Annotated in this window: 20 protein-coding genes and 1 pseudogene; 13 read left to right on the forward strand and 8 right to left on the reverse strand. The window is 66.6% G+C overall.

Going from position 1 to position 21,366, the window contains the following annotated elements; translation table 11 throughout:
• Positions 1 to 155 precede the first annotated feature (155 nt).
• Genes AB0J78_RS30530 through AB0J78_RS30540 form a run of 3 tightly spaced genes read left to right on the forward strand, consistent with a single transcriptional unit; the run spans position 156 to position 2,755 of the window.
• Positions 156 to 836 carry an MBL fold metallo-hydrolase gene (locus tag AB0J78_RS30530; protein WP_363795019.1) on the forward strand — a complete coding sequence of 227 codons (681 nt, stop codon included), beginning with the start codon at positions 156 to 158 and terminating at the stop codon, positions 834 to 836.
• Positions 837 to 857: 21 nt separating this feature from the next.
• Complete coding sequence (gene hisS, locus AB0J78_RS30535) at positions 858 to 2,126, forward strand: histidine--tRNA ligase (RefSeq protein ID WP_363795021.1); 1,269 nt, start codon at positions 858 to 860, stop codon at positions 2,124 to 2,126.
• Positions 2,123 to 2,755 carry a hypothetical protein gene (locus AB0J78_RS30540; RefSeq protein WP_363795023.1) on the forward strand — a complete coding sequence of 211 codons (633 nt, stop codon included), beginning with the start codon at positions 2,123 to 2,125 and terminating at the stop codon, positions 2,753 to 2,755. Before hisS ends, AB0J78_RS30540 begins: the two co-directional genes overlap by 4 nt.
• A gap of 95 nt (positions 2,756 to 2,850) precedes the next feature.
• On the opposite strand, the gene AB0J78_RS30545 is transcribed toward AB0J78_RS30540, so the two are convergent.
• From AB0J78_RS30545 to AB0J78_RS30555, 3 genes are read right to left on the reverse strand one after another with little or no spacing between them, the layout of a single operon-like run.
• Positions 2,851 to 3,240, reverse strand: coding sequence for a hypothetical protein (locus tag AB0J78_RS30545; protein WP_363795025.1), 390 nt, complete (start codon positions 3,238 to 3,240; stop codon positions 2,851 to 2,853).
• A gap of 39 nt (positions 3,241 to 3,279) precedes the next feature.
• A complete protein-coding gene (locus AB0J78_RS30550; RefSeq protein WP_363795027.1) occupies positions 3,280 to 4,845 on the reverse strand; it encodes a YibE/F family protein in 1,566 nt (521 codons plus the stop codon).
• Positions 4,846 to 4,892: 47 nt separating this feature from the next.
• Positions 4,893 to 5,279, reverse strand: a complete 387-nt coding sequence (locus tag AB0J78_RS30555) for a helix-turn-helix domain-containing protein (RefSeq protein WP_363795029.1) — start codon at positions 5,277 to 5,279, stop codon at positions 4,893 to 4,895.
• 96 nt (positions 5,280 to 5,375) lie between these two features.
• Here AB0J78_RS30555 and AB0J78_RS30560 point away from each other — a divergent pair, with 96 nt between their 5' ends.
• Entirely contained in the window at positions 5,376 to 6,233 is an 858-nt protein-coding gene (locus AB0J78_RS30560) for an SDR family oxidoreductase (protein WP_363795031.1), read from the forward strand.
• 91 nt (positions 6,234 to 6,324) lie between these two features.
• Here AB0J78_RS30560 and AB0J78_RS30565 read toward each other — a convergent pair whose 3' ends face one another.
• The 4 genes from AB0J78_RS30565 to AB0J78_RS30580 all read right to left on the reverse strand — a co-directional run bounded on the left by AB0J78_RS30565 (position 6,325) and on the right by AB0J78_RS30580 (position 9,013).
• Entirely contained in the window at positions 6,325 to 6,717 is a 393-nt protein-coding gene (locus tag AB0J78_RS30565; RefSeq protein WP_363795033.1) for a DUF6157 family protein, read from the reverse strand.
• Positions 6,718 to 6,781: 64 nt separating this feature from the next.
• Positions 6,782 to 7,810: an ABC transporter substrate-binding protein gene (locus tag AB0J78_RS30570; protein WP_363795035.1), complete on the reverse strand. Its 1,029-nt coding sequence runs from the start codon at positions 7,808 to 7,810 to the stop codon at positions 6,782 to 6,784.
• Positions 7,811 to 8,132: 322 nt separating this feature from the next.
• A complete protein-coding gene (locus AB0J78_RS30575) occupies positions 8,133 to 8,351 on the reverse strand; it encodes a hypothetical protein (protein ID WP_363795037.1) in 219 nt (72 codons plus the stop codon).
• Positions 8,352 to 8,449: 98 nt separating this feature from the next.
• Positions 8,450 to 9,013 (reverse strand): dihydrofolate reductase family protein, encoded by a 564-nt coding sequence (locus AB0J78_RS30580; protein WP_363795039.1) that lies wholly within the window; start codon positions 9,011 to 9,013, stop codon positions 8,450 to 8,452.
• Between the two features lie 200 nt (positions 9,014 to 9,213).
• On the opposite strand from AB0J78_RS30580, the gene AB0J78_RS30585 reads away from it, so the two are divergent.
• The 4 genes from AB0J78_RS30585 to AB0J78_RS30600 all read left to right on the forward strand — a co-directional run bounded on the left by AB0J78_RS30585 (position 9,214) and on the right by AB0J78_RS30600 (position 12,833).
• Positions 9,214 to 10,377, forward strand: coding sequence for a beta-ketoacyl synthase N-terminal-like domain-containing protein (locus AB0J78_RS30585; protein WP_363795086.1), 1,164 nt, complete (start codon positions 9,214 to 9,216; stop codon positions 10,375 to 10,377).
• An 84-nt stretch (positions 10,378 to 10,461) separates the two neighbouring features.
• A complete protein-coding gene (locus AB0J78_RS30590; protein WP_363795041.1) occupies positions 10,462 to 10,722 on the forward strand; it encodes a hypothetical protein in 261 nt (86 codons plus the stop codon).
• A 52-nt stretch (positions 10,723 to 10,774) separates the two neighbouring features.
• On the forward strand, positions 10,775 to 11,851 hold the full coding sequence (locus tag AB0J78_RS30595; protein WP_363795043.1) for an Rv2578c family radical SAM protein: 1,077 nt from the start codon (positions 10,775 to 10,777) through the stop codon (positions 11,849 to 11,851).
• Positions 11,852 to 12,038: 187 nt separating this feature from the next.
• Positions 12,039 to 12,833, forward strand: coding sequence for a transposase family protein (locus tag AB0J78_RS30600; RefSeq protein ID WP_363795045.1), 795 nt, complete (start codon positions 12,039 to 12,041; stop codon positions 12,831 to 12,833).
• Between the two features lie 145 nt (positions 12,834 to 12,978).
• Here AB0J78_RS30600 and AB0J78_RS30605 read toward each other — a convergent pair whose 3' ends face one another.
• Positions 12,979 to 13,812: a hypothetical protein gene (locus AB0J78_RS30605; RefSeq protein ID WP_363795088.1), complete on the reverse strand. Its 834-nt coding sequence runs from the start codon at positions 13,810 to 13,812 to the stop codon at positions 12,979 to 12,981.
• Between AB0J78_RS30605 and AB0J78_RS30610 the strand changes: the two are divergent.
• The 5 genes and pseudogenes from AB0J78_RS30610 to AB0J78_RS30630 all read left to right on the forward strand — a co-directional run.
• Positions 13,721 to 14,368: pseudogene (locus AB0J78_RS30610) on the forward strand (FAD-dependent oxidoreductase); the annotation flags it as partial. The gene AB0J78_RS30605 and the pseudogene AB0J78_RS30610 overlap by 92 nt on opposite strands.
• A 1,482-nt stretch (positions 14,369 to 15,850) precedes the next feature.
• Positions 15,851 to 16,912, forward strand: coding sequence for a hypothetical protein (locus AB0J78_RS30615; protein ID WP_363795047.1), 1,062 nt, complete (start codon positions 15,851 to 15,853; stop codon positions 16,910 to 16,912).
• 1,010 nt (positions 16,913 to 17,922) lie between these two features.
• The gene (locus AB0J78_RS30620; RefSeq protein ID WP_363795049.1) at positions 17,923 to 18,303 is read left to right on the forward strand and encodes a hypothetical protein; all 381 of its coding nucleotides are present in this window, start codon (positions 17,923 to 17,925) and stop codon (positions 18,301 to 18,303) included.
• Positions 18,300 to 19,088, forward strand: coding sequence for a hypothetical protein (locus AB0J78_RS30625; RefSeq protein WP_363795051.1), 789 nt, complete (start codon positions 18,300 to 18,302; stop codon positions 19,086 to 19,088). Before AB0J78_RS30620 ends, AB0J78_RS30625 begins: the two co-directional genes overlap by 4 nt.
• Positions 19,089 to 19,343: 255 nt before the next feature.
• Complete coding sequence (locus tag AB0J78_RS30630; protein ID WP_363795052.1) at positions 19,344 to 21,329, forward strand: hypothetical protein; 1,986 nt, start codon at positions 19,344 to 19,346, stop codon at positions 21,327 to 21,329.
• Positions 21,330 to 21,366 lie beyond the last annotated feature (37 nt).

The following is a 21,366-nucleotide window of genomic DNA, read 5'->3' on the forward strand; positions in this document are numbered from 1 at the left end:
CGCACTCCATGATCTGATGTTGTGCAGCGGAGTTTATGAGGTGCCCCGGGACCGCTTCCTGAGAGCCCATGCCGGTGTGCGCAGGCGGATCGGCGGCGGACGATAATCTAGGGTTGCCATTCGGCTGCGCATCCTCGACGAAAGGCCCTTCTGACGTGCTTGTCCTCGGCTTCCCGGTAGGTCCGCTGCAGGCGAACTGCTACGTGCTGGCGCGCGGTGAGGGCGAAGCCTGCATCGTCATCGACCCCGGTCAGGACGCCGTCGAGCCGTTGAACGAGCAGCTGGCCAAGCACCGGCTCACGCCTGCCGCCGTGCTGCTGACGCACGGGCACTTCGACCACGTGCTCTCGGCCGCGCAGATCTGCGCCGAGCACGACGTGCCCGCCCACATCCACCCCGTCGACCGGTTCATGCTCGCCGACCCGGGCGCGGCGCTGGGGCCCGCGGGCCGCCAGCTCTTCGGCGACGGCATCAGCGGCGAGGAGCCCGCTGATGTCCGCGAGATCGCCGACGGCGACGTGTTGGAGCTGGCGGGGCTGCGCTTCGACGTCACGCACACCCCGGGCCATACCGGCGGGTCGGTGCTGTTCGGCGTCGGCACCGAGGAGGGCGGGCGGCTGCTGCTGTCCGGCGACACCCTCTTCGCCGGCGCCATCGGACGCACCGATCTGCCCGGTGGCGACCACGGCGAGATGCTCGAGTCGCTGAGCACCCAGGTGCTGCCGCTGGACGACGAGACCGTCGTGCTGCCGGGCCACGGACCGACCACCACCATCGGGCGCGAGCGCGCGGGCAACCCGTTCCTGCAGGAACTGCCCGCCTCCGACGCCCACTGACGAGGACGAATCGCAAACCTGATGAGCACGTTCAACGCCCCCAAGGGCATCCCGGAGTACTTCCCGCCGGAATCGGCGGGCTTCCTCGCGGTGCGCGAGACCCTGGCCGACGCCGCGCGTCGCGCCGGGTACGGCTACGTCGAGCTGCCGCTGTTCGAGGAGACCGCGCTGTTCGCGCGCGGTGTCGGTGAGTCGACCGACGTGGTCAGCAAGGAGATGTACACCTTCGCCGACCGCGGTGGGCGTTCGGTGACGCTGCGCCCGGAGGGCACGGCCGGCGTGATGCGCTCGGTCATCGAGAACGGCCTCGACCGGGGCCAGCTGCCGGTGAAGCTGTACTACAGCGGCGCGTTCTTCCGCTACGAGCGTCCGCAGGCCGGCCGCTACCGGCAGCTGCAGCAGGTCGGTGTGGAGGCCATCGGCATTGACGACCCGGCGCTGGACGCCGAGGTCATCGCGATCGCCGACGAGGGTTACCGGCGGCTGGGCCTGACCGGGCACCGCATCGAGCTGACCTCGCTGGGCGACGCCACCTGCCGTCCCACCTACCGCGCCAAGCTGCAGGAGTTCCTGCGCGGACTGCCGCTGGACGAGGACACGCAGCGACGCGCCGAGCTCAACCCGCTGCGGGTGCTCGACGACAAGCGCCCCGAGGTCCGCGAGATGGTCGCCGACGCGCCGCTGATGGTCGACCACCTCTCGGCAGAGGCCGAGGAGCACTACGAGTCGGTCAAGGCGCACCTGGTGGACTTGGGCGTGGAGTTCGTGGAGAACCCGCGACTGGTCCGCGGCCTGGACTACTACACCAAGACGACCTTCGAGTTCGTCCACGACGGGCTCGGCGCGCAGTCCGGCATCGGTGGCGGTGGCCGCTACGACGGGCTGATGGCCGAGCTGGGCGGCCAGGAGCTGTCCGGCATCGGTTTCGGCCTCGGCGTGGACCGCACGCTGCTGGCCTGCCAGGCCGAGGGGCTGTCGGTCGGTGACCAGTCGCGGTGCGACGTCTACTGCGTGCCGATGGGCGAGGCGGCCAAGCGCAAGCTGGTCGCCGCCACCGGCGGGCTGCGCGCGCACGGCGTGCGGGTCGACATCGCCTACGGCGGCAAGGGCCTCAAGGGCGCGATGAAGGCCGCCGACCGCTCGGGTGCCCGCTTCGCGCTGGTGCTGGGCGAGCGCGACCTGGAGTCCGGCAGCGCGCAGCTCAAGGAGCTGGCCACCGGTGAGCAGCGCGCGGTGTCGCTGGAGTCGTTGGTCGACGACGTGCGTGCGGCGGTCGCGGAGAGCCGATGAGCGAAGTCGAGGCGGTGCCGCTGGATCTGCTGGACCGGCGCACCGTGCGGGTCCGGGCCCGCAACGTGGCGATCGCGGCGGTCATCGTGGCCGCCGCGTTCGGCGGCATCGTCAGCCTGTTCGCCGGGCCGGTCGGGTTCGTGACCACGCTGGTGATCGTCGCGGTTCCGCTGCTGCTGCTGGCCTGGACCGAGTCGCGCAAGACCATCACGCTGCGCGGGCACGAGGTCGTGGCCCGCGCCCTGGGCAGCCGGGTGGTGGACGTGCACAAGGCGACGCGGCTGGACCTGTTCGTCACCGATCTGCGCGGTGCCCGCACCATCAACGTGCTCATCGGTGGTGCGCCCAAGGGCAAGGCGATCAGCGTCTCGCTGGCCATGTACGCCGGGACCGGTGGCCGCGAGCTCGGCGTCTACGCGCTGCGCCGCCTCGCCGACGCGCTGGCGGGCAACGAGGACACCCGCGGCCTGGTGCTCTCCCAGCTGGTCATCGCCCAGCTCCGCGCGGAAGCCAGGGGAGAGGCCCCGCCGAACCGGCCGCTCTACCAGCTCGCGTCCCTCGCGCCTCAGGGCCGCATGGCCCAACGCCTCCAGCCGGAGGCGGTCTCCAAGTTCGTCGCCACCCTCTGACACCGGGGATTCGAATTTCGCGCGAAATTTGAGGCGCGAAGTTCGCGGTCGAATTTCGCGCGAAATTCGAATCCGCCACCTCGACGAGGTGACGTTCAGGCGCGGTTGAGGGCTGCGATGAGCAGCTGGGCCGTTTGGTCGAGCTGGGCCGTGGTCTTGGTGAGGGTTTCCACGTCCGGTTCGATGACGCGGAGGTCGCAGGCGAGCTGAACGACCTGCTCGTGCAGGAATCGCAGCTGGTCGGCCGTCGGACCCAGGTCGTTCGCGCCGTCGGCGAGCTCGCGCAGCGCGTCCCGCGTCTCGGCGAGGGTGTCGGACAGCGGTCCGATCCGCTCCAGCGCGACCACCAGGCGGGGCAGGGCGTGGATCGCGGCGAGCACGGCCGTCGTCTCGCGGAGCACCGCTCCGGCGAGGGACGTCAGGCCGCCGAGCAGGCGGCCGGGGACGTCCAGGACGCTGCCGAGATCGGGTAACGGCGTGGGCATGTCCGCCAGTCTGCGGCAGGTCGGCCGCACCGCGCAGCCCTACCTGCCATCGGTTTTACCCGGACGTCGCCGCTTCTTCGCCCGCGCGGCACCCTCGTCGCCAGGCTGTTCGGCGGGTTCCTGGACGGCCACCAGCGCGGCGATGGCGGTCGTGATGGGCACCGCCGCGACCAGTCCGACGCTGCCGACGAGGGTGCGCACGACCTCCTGCGCGACGGCCTGCGAGCTGACGATCTCGCCGAAGGTGCGGCCGGAGAGGGTGTAGGCCAGCAGCATCGGCAGCGCGGCACCCGCGTATGCCAGCACCAGCGTGTTGACCGCAGACGAGACGTGGTCGCGACCGATGCGCAAGCCCGCCCCGTAGAGCTGCCGCCAGGACAACGTCGGGTTGGCCGCTCGCAGCTCCCACACGGCGCTGGTCTGGGTGACGGTGACGTCGTCGAGGACGCCGAGCGCGCCGATGACGATGCCGGCCAGCAGCAGTCCGCGCGCGTCGATGGGTGCGCCCAGCGCCCCGATCAGGCTGGAGGTGTTCTCGTCCAGCCCGGTCAGGCTGGTGGCGGCGGAGAAGGCGGTGCTGAGGACGCCGATGAGCGCCAGGCTCAGCAGGGTGCCGAGCACGGCGGTGGAGGTCCGCGCGGAGAACCCGTGCGTCAGGTACAGCACGACGAACATGATCAGCCCGGCGCCGACGACCGCCACCAGCAGCGGATCTTCACCGGCGAGGATCGCGGGGAGCACGAATCCGACCAGCATCACCAGGCTCAGGCCGAGACCGACGAGCGCGGCCAGACCCTGCCAGCGCCCGAGCACGAGCACGGCGGCGGCGAACACCAGCGCCAGCAGCGTCAGCGGCATCCCGCGCTGGAAGTCCACGACCTGGAACGACGTCGGGTCGTCGGGGTTCTCCCCGGCGTAGGAGAGCACCACCTGGTCGCCGACGGCGAAGCGCGGGCTGCCCGGGTCGGTGGGCACGACCTGCTCGATGGTCTGGTTCGGTCGCGGCCCGTCCTGCATCTTCACGGCGAGCTGGACGCAGCCCTGACCGGCTTCGCCCTCGCTGCACGAGGTGGCTCCGGCGGAGATGACCTCGCCGTTGACCGGGGACTGCCCGAATCCGAGGTCGGCGCCGGTCTTCTGGTCGTGGCCCCACGGGTAGAGCACGAAGACCCCGACGACCGCGGCCAGGGCGAACGGGATGAGCAGGAACGCCAGCAGCCGCTTGACGTGCGTCGACGCCGGGGCGGCCGGGCCGTGTCCGTGTCCATGGCCGGCGGGTTCTTCGCGGCGTCGGTGGGAGCGGGGTTCCTCCGGCGGTGGGGGAGCGGGCTGCGGGCGCGGCGGGCGGGTGCGCTGCGGGTCCGGGCGCTGCGGTGGCGCTTGCCGAGGTGGCCGACCGTCCTGGGGAGGCTGGTTCTCCCGGGGAGGATGGGCTTCGCGGGGAGGCTGGTTCTCGCGGTGAGGTGGGTTCTCCCGTGGCGGCTGGTTCTCCCGGGGCGGCTGGGGCGGCCGGCGGCCGGGTTGCTGTGGAGGCGGCTGCCACGCGGGCTGTCCCGGCTGCCGATGGCGAGGCCGACGTCCGGGAATCTCGGGTGGCTCGGTCACCCGGCAATTATGCGTGTCGGTCCTGCGGCTTCCAGGACCCCGTCGGCTCACGTCCGGTTGTCGTACTCCTCCCGCGAGGCCAGCACGTCGGCCACGTGGGCTTCCGACCACCGGGCCAGACCGGACACCAGCCGCGCGGCCTGCTCACCCACCTCGGTCAGCGAGTAGTCCACTCGCGGGGGGATCACCGGGTGGGCCTCGCGGTGCACGAAGCCGTCTCGTTCGAGGGCCTGCAGCGTCTGGGCCAGCATCTTCTCGCTGACCCCGCCGATGATGCGGCGCAGTTCGCTGAACCGTCGGCCATCCTCCAACAGGGCGGCGAGGACGAGCACGCCCCAGCGGCTCGTGATGTGCTCGAGAACGCTGCGCGAGGGACAGGTGGCCGCATTCACATTCGGCTGTTCGATGGCGGTGACCTCGTTGCTTACCGGCATGCCACTACCTTACCTCGAAGTGGGTACTAACCAGAAGTTAGTGCCGCCGATACGGTGAGTCCAAAGCGCACGCACACATTGCTGGAGGACATGGACATGAGCATCGTCGTCACCGGAGCCACTGGACAGCTCGGCTCGCTCGTCGTGGAGGGGCTGTTGCGCGAGGTTCCCGCCGACCAGGTCGCCGCGGTGGTCCGCGACGCCGCCAAAGCGGCTCCGCTGGCCGCGCGCGGTGTCGAGCTGCGCATCGCCGACTACGACACGCCGGACACCTTCAGCGAGGTGTTCAACGACGGCGACGTCGTCCTGCTGATCTCCAGCCCCGACGCGGGCAGGCGGCTCCCGCAGCACCAGGCGGTGATCGACGCGGCGAAGGAAGCGGGCGTGGCCAGGCTCGTCTACACGGGCGTGCTCGGCGGCCCGAACGCGGACTTCGCGCTCGCCGACGACCACAAGGGCACCGAGCAGGCCATCCTCGACTCGGGCCTGACCTGGACGTTCCTGCGCAACGGCTGGTACAGCGAGAACTACACCGCCCAGATCCCGACCCAGCTGGAGCACGGCGTCGTCGGCAGCGCCGGTGACGGCAAGATCGGCTCGGCGACCCGCGAGGACTACGCGGACGCGGCGATCGCGGTCCTGACCGGCTCGGGGCACGAGAACCGCAGCTACGAGCTCAGCGGCGACCGAGCTTTCACGCTCGCGGAGTACGCGGCGGAGCTCTCCCGCCAGTCGGGCCAGGACGTCGCCTACACCGACGTCCCGCCGGACGCCCTCAAGGCCATCCTCACCGGTGCGGGTGTCCCGGACGCGTTCGCCGACGTCCTCGTCGACGTGGACGTCTCGGCCATCGCCAAGGGCCTGCTCCAGGGCGGCAGCGGCGACCTCGCCCGCCTCATCGGCCGTCCCACGACCCCGATCTCCCAGTCGATCTCGGACGCGTTGCAGAGGTGAGCCCGAGCGTCGCCGGCCCGGCGGACCGGGCCGGCGACGCGCTCACCGTTCGAGCTCGTCGGCCAGCATCGGCACCACGTGGCCGCGGAATTCAGCCCCGGCTGGAGCGCATGGCGCTGACGTGCTGGAGCTCGGGGTCGGCGGCGAGTTCGCGGTACCGGTCCGATCCCGCCGGGACCAGCGCGATGCGTCCCTCGGCGTCGCTGTGCACGCCCCAGCCGTACCGCTTGGTCAGCGCTGAGGCCCGCAGGCAGGGTTGTCCCTTGGCGAAGAACTCGTCCCGGCTCAGGCCGCGCCGCCGTCCGTTGGACTCGTAGACCACGTCGTCGGAGGTGTGCCGGTACGGGTCGGCGATGAGCATGTCGAACTGGATGCGGGCCACCGACGGAGTCGCCCGCAGCGGGGGTTCTTCCGCCTGCGCCACCGGGCAGTCCGCGGCTACCTCGATGAACGTGTTCGCGTGGTTGGTCGTGTGCACCGGCATGCGAGCACGGTACGGCGGCCCACCGACAACGTCGTGCGAAAACCGCACCGCGGCGCGAAAGACTTCAGCGTGCGCTCGCGGCCTTTTCGAGTGCGGGCCGGAGCTCGTCGAGAGCCCAGGGGATGCCCAGCACCGAGGGGAAGCGGAGTTGGGTGATGGTCTGCATGTCGGTGGTGACGTAGGCGCCGTTGTTGACGGCGGGGATCCCGCGCACGAGCGGGTTGCTCTCGAACGCCTGCCTGGCCGCCGGGTTGGGGAACGCGGTGATGACCAGGTCGGCGTCGAGCTTGTCGAGCTGTTCGGCGCCGAGCTTGCCGGTCGGGCTCCCGCTGACCTGCTGGGTGCCTGCCAGCGACGGGGAGAGCTTCATCCCCAGCTGCTCGATCTGCTTGACCGCGAAGTCCTCCGGGGAGACCAGCGTGAACACCTCGTTCGGTGACGCTGCCAGCGACAGGGAGAAGGTCTTGCCGGTGAGTCCGGGGTAGTGGTTTCGGACGTCGGCGATCGCGCGTTCGGTGTCGCTGACGAGGCGCTCGGCATCGGGCTTCTTGCCCAGTGCCGTGCCGACGACCTGGACGTGCTCCTGCCAGGTCTGCTTGCCCCACTCGGCCCGGTAGCCGACGGTCGGCGCGACCTTCGCCAGGTCGGGGTACTCCTGCTCGAGACCGAAGTCGCCGGTGGCCAGGATCAGGTCGGGCTGGAACCGGATGACCTTCTCCAGGTCCACGCCCGACGGTGAGCTGACGACCTGGGTCTTGGCCGGATCCATCCGGCCGGCCAGCCACGGGTAGCGGCCGTCGGGCGTGGACGTGTCCTTGGAGAAGAAGGCCACGGGGCTGACGCCGAGCGCCAGGGCGGCGTCCAGGTCGTCGGTGGACGTGCCGATGACCACGACCCGCTTCGGCGGCGCCGGGATCGACGTCGTGCCGAACCTGTGCTCGATGCTGACCGGGTAACCCGCGCCCGCCGGGGCCGGAGCCGGCGGTGCGTCCTGCGCGGGGCCGCAGCCCGCCACGCCGAGCGCCAGCGCGAACACCGCGCAGCAGGTCAGGAATGCGCGCACGCCGCCGGGCGCGTGCTTCGAGCGAGACATGGAACCACCTTCGAGATCGCCTGGTGCCAGGTACGCGATCGGCGAGGTCCTGGGTCGTTGGCACCCAGCTAAACAAGGTAAGGCTTGCCTCAAAACAGGCGATCGGACCAACCAGGTTGACCTGAACGGAGCAGGCGAAGCGGAGCGTTTCGGACCGCTTCGATCGGCCTTTCGTCCTCGATTCTTCGGCGCGCCCTCCGGTCCGTGCGGCGCCGGGCGTCCTCGTGCGCCGCGTTGGAAGTCCGCTTCCAAGTTCTCGTCGAGCCCGACCGGATCACGACCCGATCGGGCACGGCGCGCCGAATCGCGGTGACCCGCGCGGTCATTCCTCGCCGGTGACGGCGATGGTGATCTCGAATTCGGTCGGGTTGGTCTGAACGGTTCCGTCGTCGAAGGTGATCGTCACGGTTCCGTCCGAGGCCGGGGTGACCTCGGTGACCGCTCGCGTCTCGTTCGCCGGGCGGTCGCCGATCCAGAGATCGCCGACCTTGAGCTGTCCCCACGTGATCTTCCGCCGCGGGGTGGTGTTGCTCGCTCGCAAGCGTCTCCCTCTCTTCGCTGTCGGGCGTTCGTCACCACATCATCGTGCATGCGCGAAAGCCGTTGGCGAGCAACCCGTTGCCCCCGGCGTGCGGTGGATCAGGCCGTTTTCCGGCCGGTGCGCTCGTAGCGCTCGTAGACCACCTCGTCGTTGAAGGTTCGAGACTCGACCAGGTTCAGCCGGATGTCCTCGGCGACCGGGGGAAGATGCGGGATCCCGCCGCCGACGATGATCGGATATCGGAAGAGGCGCAGGTCGTCGACGAGGCCCAGTTCGATGGCTTCGGCCGCCAGAGTCGCGCCGCCGATACCGACGTCCTGATCGGTCGAGCCGGCGATCGCGCTGGCCTCCTCGCGCAGCGATCCCCCGGCCAGGCGGGCGTTGCCCTCAACGCTGTTGAGCGTGCGGCTGAAGACGACCTTCGGCAGGGCCGACCAGACGTCGGCGAAAGCGGAACGGAGCTCATCGACGCGCATCGACGGGTCCGTCTCCCACACCAGCATGGCCTCGTAAAGCCTGCGGCCGCACAGAAAACCGCCGAGCTCACGCGTTCGCGCGAGGTGGAATCCGAACAGCTCCTCGGTCGGGGCCGTCCACGCGAACTCGCCCCGCCGGTCGGCGATGTAGCCGTCGACCGAAACGCTCATCGAGTAGACCAGCACGTCGTGAAGCGTAGCCCCGATTCCACGGGTCAGCGGGCCGAGCGCGGGCGGCCTCGGTGATCCGGACGACGGCATTGCAGATCCCGGGCTCCGGCGAGGTCTCAGTTACGCGCCCGTAGCAGAACACCCCATCACGACGATCTGCACCGAGGACAGGATTAGCACCCTGATCAGTGATGATCATGACGTTCGAAGGTGAGATGGAGATGGAAACGCACTTAGGCATTCGTGGTCTTGGAATCGTGACCGGGTACGGCTGGGGCGTCGCGCCGTTCTGGGACGGACTGCTCGGCGGCAAGCACGCGGCCTCGCTGGCCGAGGGCTACGGAGAGGGCCGTGACCGGGCCGCGTGGATCGCCGCGGTCCCGCCCGGCGGCGATGACTCCGACGGGCCGAGCACGTTCGGCCGCGCGATGCGCGGCGCGGCCCGCGAAGCGGTCGCCGACGCGCGCGCACGCGGGTGGTGCGAAGGGCGGCGGGTCGGCCTGCTGCACGCGGTCGTGCTCGGAGAAGTGGAGCTGTGGCGGGACTTCTACCTCCGGCACGGCGGCGACCTCGCTTCGCGCGACTACCTGCGGCTGATGCCGTCGACGCCGATGTCGCTGCTGATGCAGGAGTTCGGCTTCCACGGGCCCGCGATGAACGTCTCGGCGATGTGCTCGTCGGGCAACGCGGGACTGCTCACCGCCAAGGCGTGGATCGACGCGGGGATCGTCGACGACGTCGTCTTCGTCGCCACGGACGTGTCCGCGACCCCGGAGAACGTGCTGCACTTCGAACGCCTCGGAGTCGCCTTCAGCGACGCGGAACCGCCCGAGGTGTGCAGGCCGTTCCAGGAGGGCAGCCGAGGTTTCGCGATGGGCGAGGCGTCGGTGGCCATGGTCCTCTCGCGGGAGAGCGGCGGCACGTCCTACGCGCACGTGCTCGGGGGAGCGATGTCGCACGACGCGCACCACGTCACCTCGATCGACCCGAGCCTGACCGACATCACCCGCTGCTTCGAGGAGGCCATCGAGAACGCGGGCGTGGAACCGTCGAGCCTGCGCTACCTCAACGCCCACGGTCCGGGCACGGCCCAGTGCGATCGGGCGGAGGCAGTGGTCTTCGACTCGCTGTTCCCGTCGGAAGCCGAGCTGTACTCGGTCAAACCGCTGGTCGGCCACTGCCAGGGCGCCGCCTCGGCGGTGGAGATCGCCGCCACCGCGCTCGGCTACGACCGGGGCACCATCCCGGCTCCGCCCGCGGTGTCCGCAGCCCACCCGCGCCTGCTCGACGGGCCGACGCCCGTCCAGGACGGGGTCACGGTCAAGTCCTCCCTCGGCATGGGAGGCCACAACTCGGTCGTCCTGCTCTCGGGGACGTGACCCCGGGAGCGACCGTGCGCTCGATCGTGTGAGCTCGGTGGAGACGACTCGACAGATCATCGAATCTGTGTTCGAATCGAGGTCATGCGTTGGGAAGAGCAGCGGGTTGATGCAGGCCGGGCGGCCGAGCTGCCGCTCGGCCTGCCTGACCCGGTCGCGCGCGGGAGCGGCCGAGCCGGGTTGGCGTTGCCGGAGCCGGTGCCGATCGAGGCCGGGACCGAGGGCGCCTACGCCATCGAGATCCAGGCGAAGTCGATCCTCAACCGGGTGCCGGGAGAGGCGCAGGTGCCGTTCCGCTGGACGGTGAACCCGTACCGAGGCTGCACGCACGCCTGTCAATACTGACGCCAGCTACCGAGGAATGAGGGCTTGAGTCATGCGGTGGGAACGTCAGCGGGTGACGCCTCCGGAGGAAGCTGCGGGCTCGCCGGAACTGCCTTTGGACTTGCCCGAACGCGCTGCCTCCGGATCGCCGGAGCAGCGTCCGCGCGCGGGGCTGCGTCTGCCGGATCCGGTGCCGATTGAGGCGGGCACGGATGGAGCTTACGCGATCGAGATCCGCGCGAAGTCGATCATCAATCGTGTGCCTGGGGTGTCTCGGATGCCGTTCGGTTGGACGGTCAATCCGTACAGGGGTTGCACCCATTCCTGCATTTATTGCTATGCGCGCGCCTCGCACACGTACTTGGATCTGGATTCGGGGAGTGATTTCGACAGCAAGATCGTGGTCAAGGTGAACGCGCCTGCGTTGTTGCGCAAGGAGTTGGTGAGTCCGCGGTGGGCGGGTGAGCCGATCGCGATGGGCACCAATACCGATCCGTACCAGCGGGCTGAGGGGCGCTACCGGCTGATGCCGGAGATCATCACCGCGTTGCGGGATCGGGCGAATCCGTTCTCGATCCTGACCAAGGGCACCTTGATCCTGCGTGACCTGGACCTGATCGCTCAGGCCGCGCGGCGGGCGCGGGTGTCGATCGCGACGTCGATCGGGTCGGTCGACGAGGGGTTGTGGCGGGCGGTGGAGCCGGGAACGCCATCGCCCCTGCGGCGGCTGGACGTGGTGCGCCGCTTCGCGGAGGCGGGTATCGGGTGCTCGGTGCTGATGGCGCCGATCTTGCCGGGGCTCAGCGATTCGCCGGAGGAGATCGACGCGACGGTGGCCGCGATCGCCGATGCGGGTGCGGTGAGCCTGACACCGATCGTGCTGCACCTGCGCTCGGGCGCGCGCGAGTGGTATCACCAGTGGCTGAGTGCGCGGCGTCCGGACCTGCTGCCGCTCTACGAACGCCTGTACCGCAACGGTGCGTATGCGTCGAAGTCCTACCAGCGGCAGGTTGTTGATCTGGTCGAGCAGGCCAAACGGCGTCACGGCGTGGTGCCACCGCAGCGGCCGACGAGCTTCCGGACTCAGCAGCATGACCCGCCGCAGTCCGACGCAGACCGGGACCGAGAACGCCAGCTCGCGTTGTTGTGACGGGTGGGCGCTGCGCGCAGAAGGGAGAGTACTCGCCCAGGTCTGCTGATCCGTCTGCGACAGTGAGCCTTTTCCACTTGGCTCGTTAGGGCCTCGGCGCTGGTGAGGCCGAGTGTGGAGACGGGTGAAGCTCCTGGTAGACGAGTGGATTGACTAGATCAACTCGGCCACTACCAGGAGCTTCAGGGTGCTTTCTTACCCGTCGGGGATGTCGGTGTCCAATCGCGCGTTGAACATGCTGGCCGAAGCGTTGCGGCACGAAAGACGAACACGCCGAACTCGCTGGCGGCGCCTCGACGCGGGCGAGCAGGCGTTGTTGGTGCTGGCCTACCTGCGCAAAGGTGAAACTTACGCGGACCTGGCGATCGGGTTCGGTATCGGCGTGACCACGGTGTTCCGCTATATCCGTGAAGCCCTGGGCGTCCTTTCTGCCCGCGCGAGAAGCTTGGACGAGGCGATCACCGTCGCAGCACGGAAAGCGTTCGTCACCCTCGACGGCACGTTGTTGTGCATCGACCGGGTCGGGATGACCACCGGCCGGGATCGCCCGTATTACTCAGGAAAACACAAGAGACACGGGGTCAACGTGCAGGTCATCGCCGATCCGGCGGGGAGATTGATCTGGGCCTCACCCGCGCTGCCCGGAGCCCGGCATGACATGGGCGCGGCCCGAGACCACGGCATCATCGACGCCCTTGACACCGCAGGGATCCGTGCCGTGGCCGACAGCGCCTATCGCGGCGCAAGCGCGAATGTCGAGCTCCCACAACGCCGCCGAACACGCCAGGACACACTCGATGACCGTCCTCGCCTGTCTGCGAACCAGAAGGCCGTCAACGTCGCGCACGCCCGGCTACGCGGCCCCGGCGAACGCGCGAACGCCCAGCTCAAAACCTGGAAGATCCTCCGCCGTATCCGCGGATGCCCGCACCACGCGACACTGCTCGTCAACGCGGTGCAGACCCTCATCCACGCAGGCTGAACCCAAGTGGAAAAGGCTCAGTCTCAACGTACTGGCCTCTGGAGGTCCGCGACCAGCGGTGTCAGCGGCAAGGCCGCACAGTGCACCTCCCGCAGCGCCGTCGAAGCACGACAGCGGAACGCCGAATCCCCATCGGACGCCGCTGCTAGGTAAGTGGAAAGTGGTTGCTATTTTTCAATGGTTTCGCTTTGGATTCCTCGGCCAGGTTGTTGCGGTAGGGGGCGCTCATTCTATCGACCTTAACGTCTCCGCCTGGATGGAAAATATCGCAAATAATCCCGCTCTCTTCTAAGTGAGGCGTTGACCTGTACATCTTATCTTCCCAGAGGAAGATCTTTCTCCAGATTGGATCGGTATTAATGTCCGCGTAGTCGAGAAACCCGCGAGGGTCCCGACGCCAGATTGCGTTCCGGGTGTCCTGAAACTGGATGAAAACCCCGGTGGATTGCAGCTGGTGACTAAGTGTCCGTGATTCCTTTTCTTGCTCCGCTTCCACTGGGGGAAGTGGCATCGTTGTTTCGGTAGGTTTGAGCGCTGTCGTCAGCTCGGCTTCGATGTAGTTGCGCGCCCATTCGGACGCCGCGTCAAACGGAATAACTTTGACATCATCACCGGTCGGTTCGACTACTGGAATTTTAATCGCACGAGTCCGACGCAGTGCCAGGCTGGCTACAAAGTTAAACACAGGCACGTTATTGTCGTTTACGTAGTGAAGGAACACTTTCGGAAATCCATCCTGGACATGCACATTAAGCCATGCTGCGACCTTTGCTGCTTCCTCCTTGTCGTCCTTTTCGTCTCGATGTTGGATCTGATTGAGCGCAACCTCGTATTGCCCCCTCGCGATCTCGTACTGCCTCCTCATGACTTTGTATTGCCTGGTGGCAATGAACACCGTAAGAAACGTTAGTGCGAGCGCCATAAGGGCCGTTAATGCGGAGACCCACGATGAGAGAGTGCCTGGCTCCAGTTCGGGCATGTTCATGATCATACTGTGGCGACTTGGAAGAACCACGCCTATATGGATATTTCGCTCATCATCGCAAGTGAGCGGTATAAGGACGTTGACGACACCTTCGTCCACCTATTCCGAATACCCGGGGTTCAAGGGCGGGTTTATGGGTCCCGACCTGATGGAGCAGATGCGGTCGCAGGCCGAGCGCTTCGGCGCGGAGCTGCGCACCGAGGACGTCGAGCGCATCGACCTCTCCGGTGAGGTCAAGACGGTCGTCGCCAACGGGGTCGAGCACAAGGCCCGCGCGGTCATCCTCGCGATGGGTGCCGCGGCACGCTACCTCGGCGTCCCGGGTGAGGAGACCCTGCGCGGCCGCGGTGTTTCCGCCTGCGCCACCTGCGACGGGTTCTTCTTCCGCGACCAGGACATCGCCGTCATCGGTGGCGGTGACTCGGCGATGGAGGAGGCCACCTTCTTGACCCGGTTCGCGAAGTCGGTGACCATCATCCACCGCCGCGAGGAGTTCCGCGCCTCCAAGATCATGCTGGAGCGTGCGCGGGCCAACGACAAGATCAAGTGGCTGACCAACAAGTTCGACGACCTCGCCCTCGAGGTGCCGGGCGATCGGTGCGGCGAGCGCGGGTTCGGCCTTGCGGTCGAGCTGGGCGACGGTGGCGACAACTTCGTCGAGGTAGGAAGAAGTAAGGGGCAGTCGGCACAAGATCACCCCGAACCGGTTCGGAGGTCTGGCGGTGGGGGGTGGGCTAAGCCGCCAAAAAATGGAGCCGGTAGAGTGGGCTTCTCAACAGGGACCCCACTGCTGGGCTGGCTGCCCAGATCGGACCAGTGGGAGGTAATAACGGCAAGAACGCAACGACCTTCGTGCAGACATGCCTCGCGTCCGATCGGGGGCTGCTGGAGTGTGTCGTGTTTGCCGTCTTCGTCCTGGGTGTAACCCTGATTTGCGTGGTTGGTTCCGTGTTCGCCTACGCGCTTCGGTTGTCGTTCCTCAGGTACGTGTACGACCGTGGTGGCGCGCATGATCTTGCTGTCGCAGCTGACGCGGTCCACCGTTCCGGCATCAAAGGTCAGCTCGGGGACGACCCGAGTTCACAAGCGGCGGGTTAAATGCAGGCGTCCCTGATCGCGAAGCTCAGCTTTGATGGGTACGGGTGCCTTTAGAGCTGCTCGCTACCAGGATTGTTCGGTTCACTTCCGCTGGGAGCGGGTTCACTTGCGTTCTCGGCGTGGACGCGGTCGACCTCGTCAACGGCCTGGTCGCCGGTCCACCCGGGGTGCAGGATCGAGCCTTGACGAATGTCGATGCGGCTCGGCCGATTCCCTCCAAACTGCCGAGCCGCTCGACCGACGGTGGGGGGCCGGGTCGGTGGGCTGGCCGAACATGGCCCAGTCGACGTGCAACAGCGCCGAGACGATGTCGCGAAGACTCCGTGTGCAGTAGCCGCGTTGCTTGAACCCTCCCCTCACCCGGGAGCTGCACCACGTTCGCGGGTTGCCGGGAGCCAGGTGAGGTCGTGGCCGCCGGCGAAGGCGGCGCCCACCCGGCATGCATATGCGCCTAAGTCCTACCAGCGGCAGGTTGTTGATCTGGTGGAGCAGGCCAGGCGTCGTCACGGGCTGACGCATCCGTATCGACCGGAGAACCGGCTCAACGTCCCGCAGACTGATACCGACCGGCATCAGAAGCACCAGCTCACTCTGCTGTGATCTCGGCAAGGCTTGGAGTAACGGCCGGTGTCGATGCTGTCGTCGGAGGTCCCAGGACGGGCCGTCGTCGCCCTTGCTCGGACGGTGTTGTCCCAGCCGTTGCCGGGCGCCGAAGAACCATCCGAGGCAGTGGTCGGAGCCGACTAGCCGGCCGGAACGGAGCAGTGACGCGACGGTGCAGGTGTCGTAGCCACGTCGGTGCCGACGGTCTGAGTGACGGTGCCGTCCTACGCCAGCTGCGCCCGAATCAGGCCGCTACGGTGCATTGACACATTTGGGGCGCCCGCAGCGATACTCCGTGTGCCTTCTCTTCTAGCCCAGATGCGGAGCTGAGATGCCCGAGTTCAACGCCTCTAGCGTTCCCGACGAACCTGAAAACGACGAGCAGGAGCCGGAACCTGAGGAAATTGCGCCGCGCCAGAAGATTAACGCTGCAAACTTTCTGGGAATCAACCCTGGGTTCAGGGCAATTGACTACGTAGGGATGCCCCAGCCGAAGCTCGACCTCATCACGGGCATGGTGCCCACCGTGGCTTCTCAGATCAACGACATGGTGAAGTCGATGACGTCGGTGCAGCACGTGATCTCGCCCGTTGCTCAGATCCTCGAAGCCCGGGCGAAGCAGCGCCAGCAGCTCATCCGGTATCTCACAAGCACCCACGTCGCAAATGACTGGGCACAGGAATTCTTGGCTCGGCAGGTGGACATGCTTTCTCACCTTGTCGATCCGGAAGCCATTCGGAACTTGGCGCGCAAAAGTGCGCCTCCCAACTGGCAAGACCTGGAGGATCTCTCCGACTACCGGGCGCTGATGGAGATCGCGAAGCTGGGCATACCGGTCGCGTGGATTCCGGAGGCAGCGATCCTTCGGGCCCTGATCGACGCCGACCATGACGACCGCTCTGGGGTGCTGTTCGAGCACCGGCACGGTGTCCTGCAGCAGGCGCAGCAGCTCGTCGATGACATCGACGTTGATTGGCTTGGGGAGGAGACGGCTCTGTTGGCGCGGGCTCTCGAATCCGCAAGAGCGGGACACCATGAAGCAGCGCAGGCGCTCGCAACGAACGTCCTCGATACCTTGCTACGGAAAGCTCACACCGAAGAAAAACCCCGCGGCTACTACGCGAGGGTCAGGGTGGCCATCGAGGAGAGTCACGGTGATCCGATTGATCTTCTGCGTCGTAACGTGCCGTACTGGCCCGTTCCCACTGCGCTCGCCAACATCAAGGACGTGGAAGATCCCAGGGTTTACAACCGGAACCACACCGCGCACCGGGTAAGCCTTCAGCAGTACAGCGGGATCAACTCGGTGATCGCGTTGGCGATCGCCACGTCCGTGCTGTGCGAGATCGACGACCGGCCGGACCTGGAGGAGCCGGACGACGAAGTCGGATAACCCCCCGCTGGTCGCGCGCCAGCTTCGCGCTCATGGGCTGACCTGCTATAACCAGCTTCACTGTCCTTATGTTTTGCCACTTTACTGTCATTTCTGCAGGTCAAAGCGGGGGTAGTGGCGACTGGTGTGATCAGAGTCGGTAGCCTCTGCTGCCAAGATCCTCGATGAGAAGGAAGGAGGGCTTGGCTGTAATGCATTGGCACTGCGGGTGCTGCGTTGAGTGGCACCGCACGATGCGCGTCGCCATTATCGCGGTCGTATCGCTGCTACATGGGCTGGTGCTGGCGGTCAGCGGCGCTTTGCCACTGACCTAACCAGCGTCTCAGAAGGCGGGGCGACGGCTGGTTCACGACGAGTGTGGCAGCACTCGAAGCCGCCGTCGCCCTGCTCGAGGTGTTAGACCTGAGTCCCACGTTATGACTCGCAGTCAACACCTGTAAACGTCTGTAAATCGTACAGCTCGCGTTGCATGTCAAGCGATGCCGGGTTGCGGCGGGGCGACAAGTGCTTGCGCGTGCGCACACGTGGCGAAGCGAAAACCCTAAGCTGTAGAGCGTCCGGGGGTTGGGTGCAGCTCTCCACGCTGGTGGCCTATGTACGGACGCCGTCGAGCAGCAGGACGGCGGCGGACCGCTTCTTCGCCCTGCTGGGTGGTCCATTGCTCGATGTACTCGGTGAACCGGCTGAAGCCTTGGAGCGCTGGAAGTGCACCGCGTCGTCTTCCCACTCGCCGCGGTCGTTCTTACCGCGGGAGTTGAACGCGAGGTTCGCGGTCACAACCGCTGTGCCGGACGCGGCGAAAGTCAGCGCCGCGAGCTCGTGTGGATCGGGCAGCACTACAGTCAACCGGGTCGCACTCGCCGCAGAGTCGGGATATCTGGGGCGGTGACGAGGCCTTCGAGGACTATCGTGCGCTCGGTCTTCCAGCTGGGGGTGCGGATCACTATGAGCCCGCCCACGGAACCGCCCACCCGCGCTAATATTTGGTGCGTGGTCCGAGGCAGGCTGTTGTGAACCCCTGGATCCAAGCCGTGTTGTCACTGGTAGTCGGGCTATTGACGGCGACCGGAGCGCTCTTGGGGGTGCGATTTACGGTCAGGGGCAATGACCGAGCTACAGGCCAACGTGATCTCGCATCCCGTCGCGAGACTGAGCAGCGCGAACTTGCTGCTCGGCGCGAGGAGTGGTGGCGGAGGTTCACCTGGGCGGCAGAACTGACATGGGATGACGCCGAAGGCAAACAAGTAGCTGGGCTTCTGCTGCTAGCGAAGCTGAATGAATCCGAACTCACAGGGGAAGACGAGCGCCTGTTGCTCGACGCCTTCGCGCAGCGTGTACTAGATGCGTTCGAAGACGGCGGCGGCACTGTTGAGGAGCGATCGGCGTCATGATGCAGTCGGAGAACGCAACTGACGTGCAGATCGCTGCGGCTCGGCTTCGGGTGTCGCTTGACACCAAGCGTGGGCGTCACACCCCCGAACGCATTCGGCGACTTGCGGCGCAGACATTCGCAGGGAACGCCCTTAGCCGTGAGGAAAACCCAACCCGCCGTCGACTTTGTCTCGGTGTCGACGTGGTGGACTTCGCAAGGACGGGCGCTTCTCAGCAGAGTCGGCTTCGACACGAGTTCCAACAAGCGCTCGCTGAGGCCGCTCTGCGCGCCGGGCTACGCCCTTCGGAATGGGACTCGGAAGACAGGGGAGATGGGATACTGGCTCTACTGCCGGGGATGCCCGAGCCCTCGGTGATCGAGGACTTTGTCCGCCACCTAGAGGACGTTCTCGACCGGGTCCAAAGTCTTGGCGGTCCGGTCGATCGACTGCGGCTACGGGTCGCCATGCATGGCGACGTCGTGTCTGCGGAGAGTGACGGACTTTTCGGGCCAGCAGTCGCCACGATCATCCGGTTGCTTGATGCTGAGCAGCTCCGGGCCGCGATGAGGGCGGCATCCGCTGTCAATTTGGCTGTAGTCATGTCCGACGATCTCTATAAGACCTTCCGTCGGGGACATACCATGCTCCGACTGCGGCAAATCATGGTGACAGTGAAGGAGTTTGCCGCTCCGGCGTGGATCTATGTGCCTGGAGAGGAGAACGTCCCCCCGCTGAGCCCCTCTGCCAGCAAGGGAGAGAGCGAGTCGGAGGCGGCATCTCCAGAGCCAGGAGCGAATCCTTAGCCTCCGATCGGCAGTCGGCGCGATGCCTCGGTGTGGGCGTCGACGGTGATCTGTCGGGAGAAGACCTGGCTGGGCGTGGTAGGATCTTGGTGGCATCACCGGATGTGAGGCTGGAGCCACTACCTCGGCATATCAGTGGCAATTCCGCCGCAGGGCAGCGCCCACTCGGTACGAAGTGTGTTGTTGTTGGAGACTCGTGGCGCGTCAGCGTCCTTGTGATTTCGCCTAGCCGGGGGGCGGATTGACGAGGACAGCATGACCCCGAAGTTTCTTCAGGACTCTCTTGTCGAGTCTCGCCGAGAGTTCACCGGTGAGGCCCGTTCTGAGGCGGCACCGCCAGTCAAGTCCCTGTTGCAGGCGATGAGCGTTGCGGACCGTCGCCAGCTTGAGGCGCTCGTTCGTGCCGATCTGTCTGCCGCCGTCCGCGGTGACGCTGGCCTTCCCGACTTGCCAAATCATGTTCGTCAGGTGTTGTTGCCGGATTGCCGGTCGGTCGCACAGCAGGAGCTGGAAGCTGGGCTGTTCGTGGCGGCCGGAGCTGCTGCACAGCACCTGTGTTTCCGGGTTCCGGCGGACATCGCTCGCCCGGCTCGTGTGATTCGTGGGGTTGAGCCAGGGTGTGCTCCGGACTTCCTTCCAACTGTGCACCTGGAGCCGTTCGCATTGGGGCCGCTGTTGTTCGAGTTGCTTCCCCGCAGCTTGGATGACGACGAAGTGTCTGGTGTGCCCGGTGTGCGTTACAAGCAGTACCAGCGGAGCGTGGTTCTTTTCCTGGCAGACGATCCGCAGGCGCGGGTTTCCCTAGCCGGCGTTGACAGGCAACACTGGAAGGACGCCTGGACGTTCGCAGCGTGCTCAACCGGCGAGCCACAGTCGTGGTTCCACCGTGATGAGCGGTCCAAGATTACGCGGGACGAGAGGGAATACCTGGATAGCCATGGACGGGTTCTGCACTCGCCGCCCGCTTTGGGTAGTGCGTTGTTTCGGCGAGCTGGACTGTTTCGGGGGTTGTCTGAGCTGCGCGTGCTCGGTGGTCCTACCGAACAGCGAGTCATCTGGTCGAAAGGCGCCTCGTGCAGCGATATTGCGAGCCGTCTGCTACATCCACTGTTCGGACTCCCGGCGACGTATAGGAAGGACATCCTTGGATCGTTGAGCTTCGCTGTGCTCCGCGAGGACGTTGAAGGTGTCCGCGCCACGCGGTTGTTGCTCAGCCGGGACGAGTCGGCGGATGCGCAGCTGAGGGACGAGTTCCGAGAACAGGTGCACGGCTGGCACCAGAACCCGTGGCGCGTCTGGGAACAGCGGCGAATCAAGCAGATCACCCGCCGACAAACCCAGCAGGGACGCTCCCTGGCGGAGGTTCGCGCGTCGTACACGGGCGAAGAGCTGGCATCGGCGGTCAAAGGGATCACGAGCTCTGGGCAGATCGGGCTCGATGCGTGCTCTGAGGCGCAGCGAGAGTTTCAGGCTCTACTAGCGGTGTATCTATTCAACGCCGGACAGACAGCGGCTCCACCCGAGCAGACCAGAGTGCACACCCTGACCGCCTACAACCTCACCGTCTCCCCGCGGCACGACGAGCTCGTGATTTCCACGAATGCACCCGACAACCTGGTCAACTGGCTTGTCCCCCGACCGAGTTCGAGCTGCGGGGTACCTGGGATGAGGGTCCGGAGTTGGCCAAACGACGGCACATTCCGTTTGGTTCACCTTCCAACAGGCGGGCAGATCACCGTGACCTCTCGGGAGGAGCGAGACGTGGACTCGGTGGGGGATGAACAACGACTGGCTCGCGACTGGTTCACCTCCGACCGCGACGTCACTCGGCGCGAGCACACCGCTCTCGCCGCCATTCCTCCCATGTCCCCCGGGATCACACGCCTGCTTTCAGCACTGGTCGTCAGAATCTGCGCTAAACATCCACAACACAAGTGGGCTCTGGGCACGTGGTCATGGGACCCACTCAAGCGCGGCAAAGAACCAGGCGGAGGTTCCCCAGGTGATTTTGGGGGCGTGGAGCGCTACCTCTGGGGCGCACACGACGACTGGGAGCTGCGCTGGGATGGCTACCCCTTTCCCAGCGATGTCGCAGCCGCGCTGACCGACACCGTGGTCGGACTCGACGGAGTCCAGGTAACCGGGACCGATACCGCCTTCACCATCACACTTGAAGACGCGACGATCCGAGTCCAGCACTGGTCCACCTTGCCATCGACGGGCTGGGAGGACGAGCAATGAGCCGCAGGCCTCAGGGCAAACAGCCCGCGACAACGCC

It is taken from the genome of Saccharopolyspora sp. NPDC049426, from assembly GCF_040676935.1.
Classification (GTDB): Bacteria; Actinomycetota; Actinomycetes; order Mycobacteriales; family Pseudonocardiaceae; genus Saccharopolyspora.

Excerpts from the sequence above, each read along its gene's own strand:
- AB0J78_RS30555 (WP_363795029.1), bottom strand. The coding sequence starts at position 5,279 with ATGCCGGTAAGCAACGAGGTCACCGCCATCGAACAGCCGAATGTGAAT.
- AB0J78_RS30590 (WP_363795041.1), top strand. The coding sequence starts at position 10,462 with ATGCGTTGGGAAGAGCAGCGGGTTGATGCAGGCCGGGCGGCCGAGCTG.
- AB0J78_RS30560 (WP_363795031.1), top strand. The coding sequence starts at position 5,376 with ATGAGCATCGTCGTCACCGGAGCCACTGGACAGCTCGGCTCGCTCGTC.
- AB0J78_RS30615 (WP_363795047.1), top strand. The coding sequence starts at position 15,851 with ATGCCCGAGTTCAACGCCTCTAGCGTTCCCGACGAACCTGAAAACGAC.
- AB0J78_RS30630 (WP_363795052.1), top strand. The coding sequence starts at position 19,344 with ATGACCCCGAAGTTTCTTCAGGACTCTCTTGTCGAGTCTCGCCGAGAG.
- hisS (WP_363795021.1), top strand. The coding sequence starts at position 858 with ATGAGCACGTTCAACGCCCCCAAGGGCATCCCGGAGTACTTCCCGCCG.
- AB0J78_RS30625 (WP_363795051.1), top strand. The coding sequence starts at position 18,300 with ATGATGCAGTCGGAGAACGCAACTGACGTGCAGATCGCTGCGGCTCGG.
- AB0J78_RS30565 (WP_363795033.1), bottom strand. The coding sequence starts at position 6,717 with ATGCCGGTGCACACGACCAACCACGCGAACACGTTCATCGAGGTAGCC.
- AB0J78_RS30545 (WP_363795025.1), bottom strand. The coding sequence starts at position 3,240 with ATGCCCACGCCGTTACCCGATCTCGGCAGCGTCCTGGACGTCCCCGGC.
- AB0J78_RS30605 (WP_363795088.1), bottom strand. The coding sequence starts at position 13,812 with ATGCCCGAACTGGAGCCAGGCACTCTCTCATCGTGGGTCTCCGCATTA.
- AB0J78_RS30570 (WP_363795035.1), bottom strand. The coding sequence starts at position 7,810 with ATGTCTCGCTCGAAGCACGCGCCCGGCGGCGTGCGCGCATTCCTGACC.
- AB0J78_RS30585 (WP_363795086.1), top strand. The coding sequence starts at position 9,214 with ATGGAGATGGAAACGCACTTAGGCATTCGTGGTCTTGGAATCGTGACC.
- AB0J78_RS30540 (WP_363795023.1), top strand. The coding sequence starts at position 2,123 with ATGAGCGAAGTCGAGGCGGTGCCGCTGGATCTGCTGGACCGGCGCACC.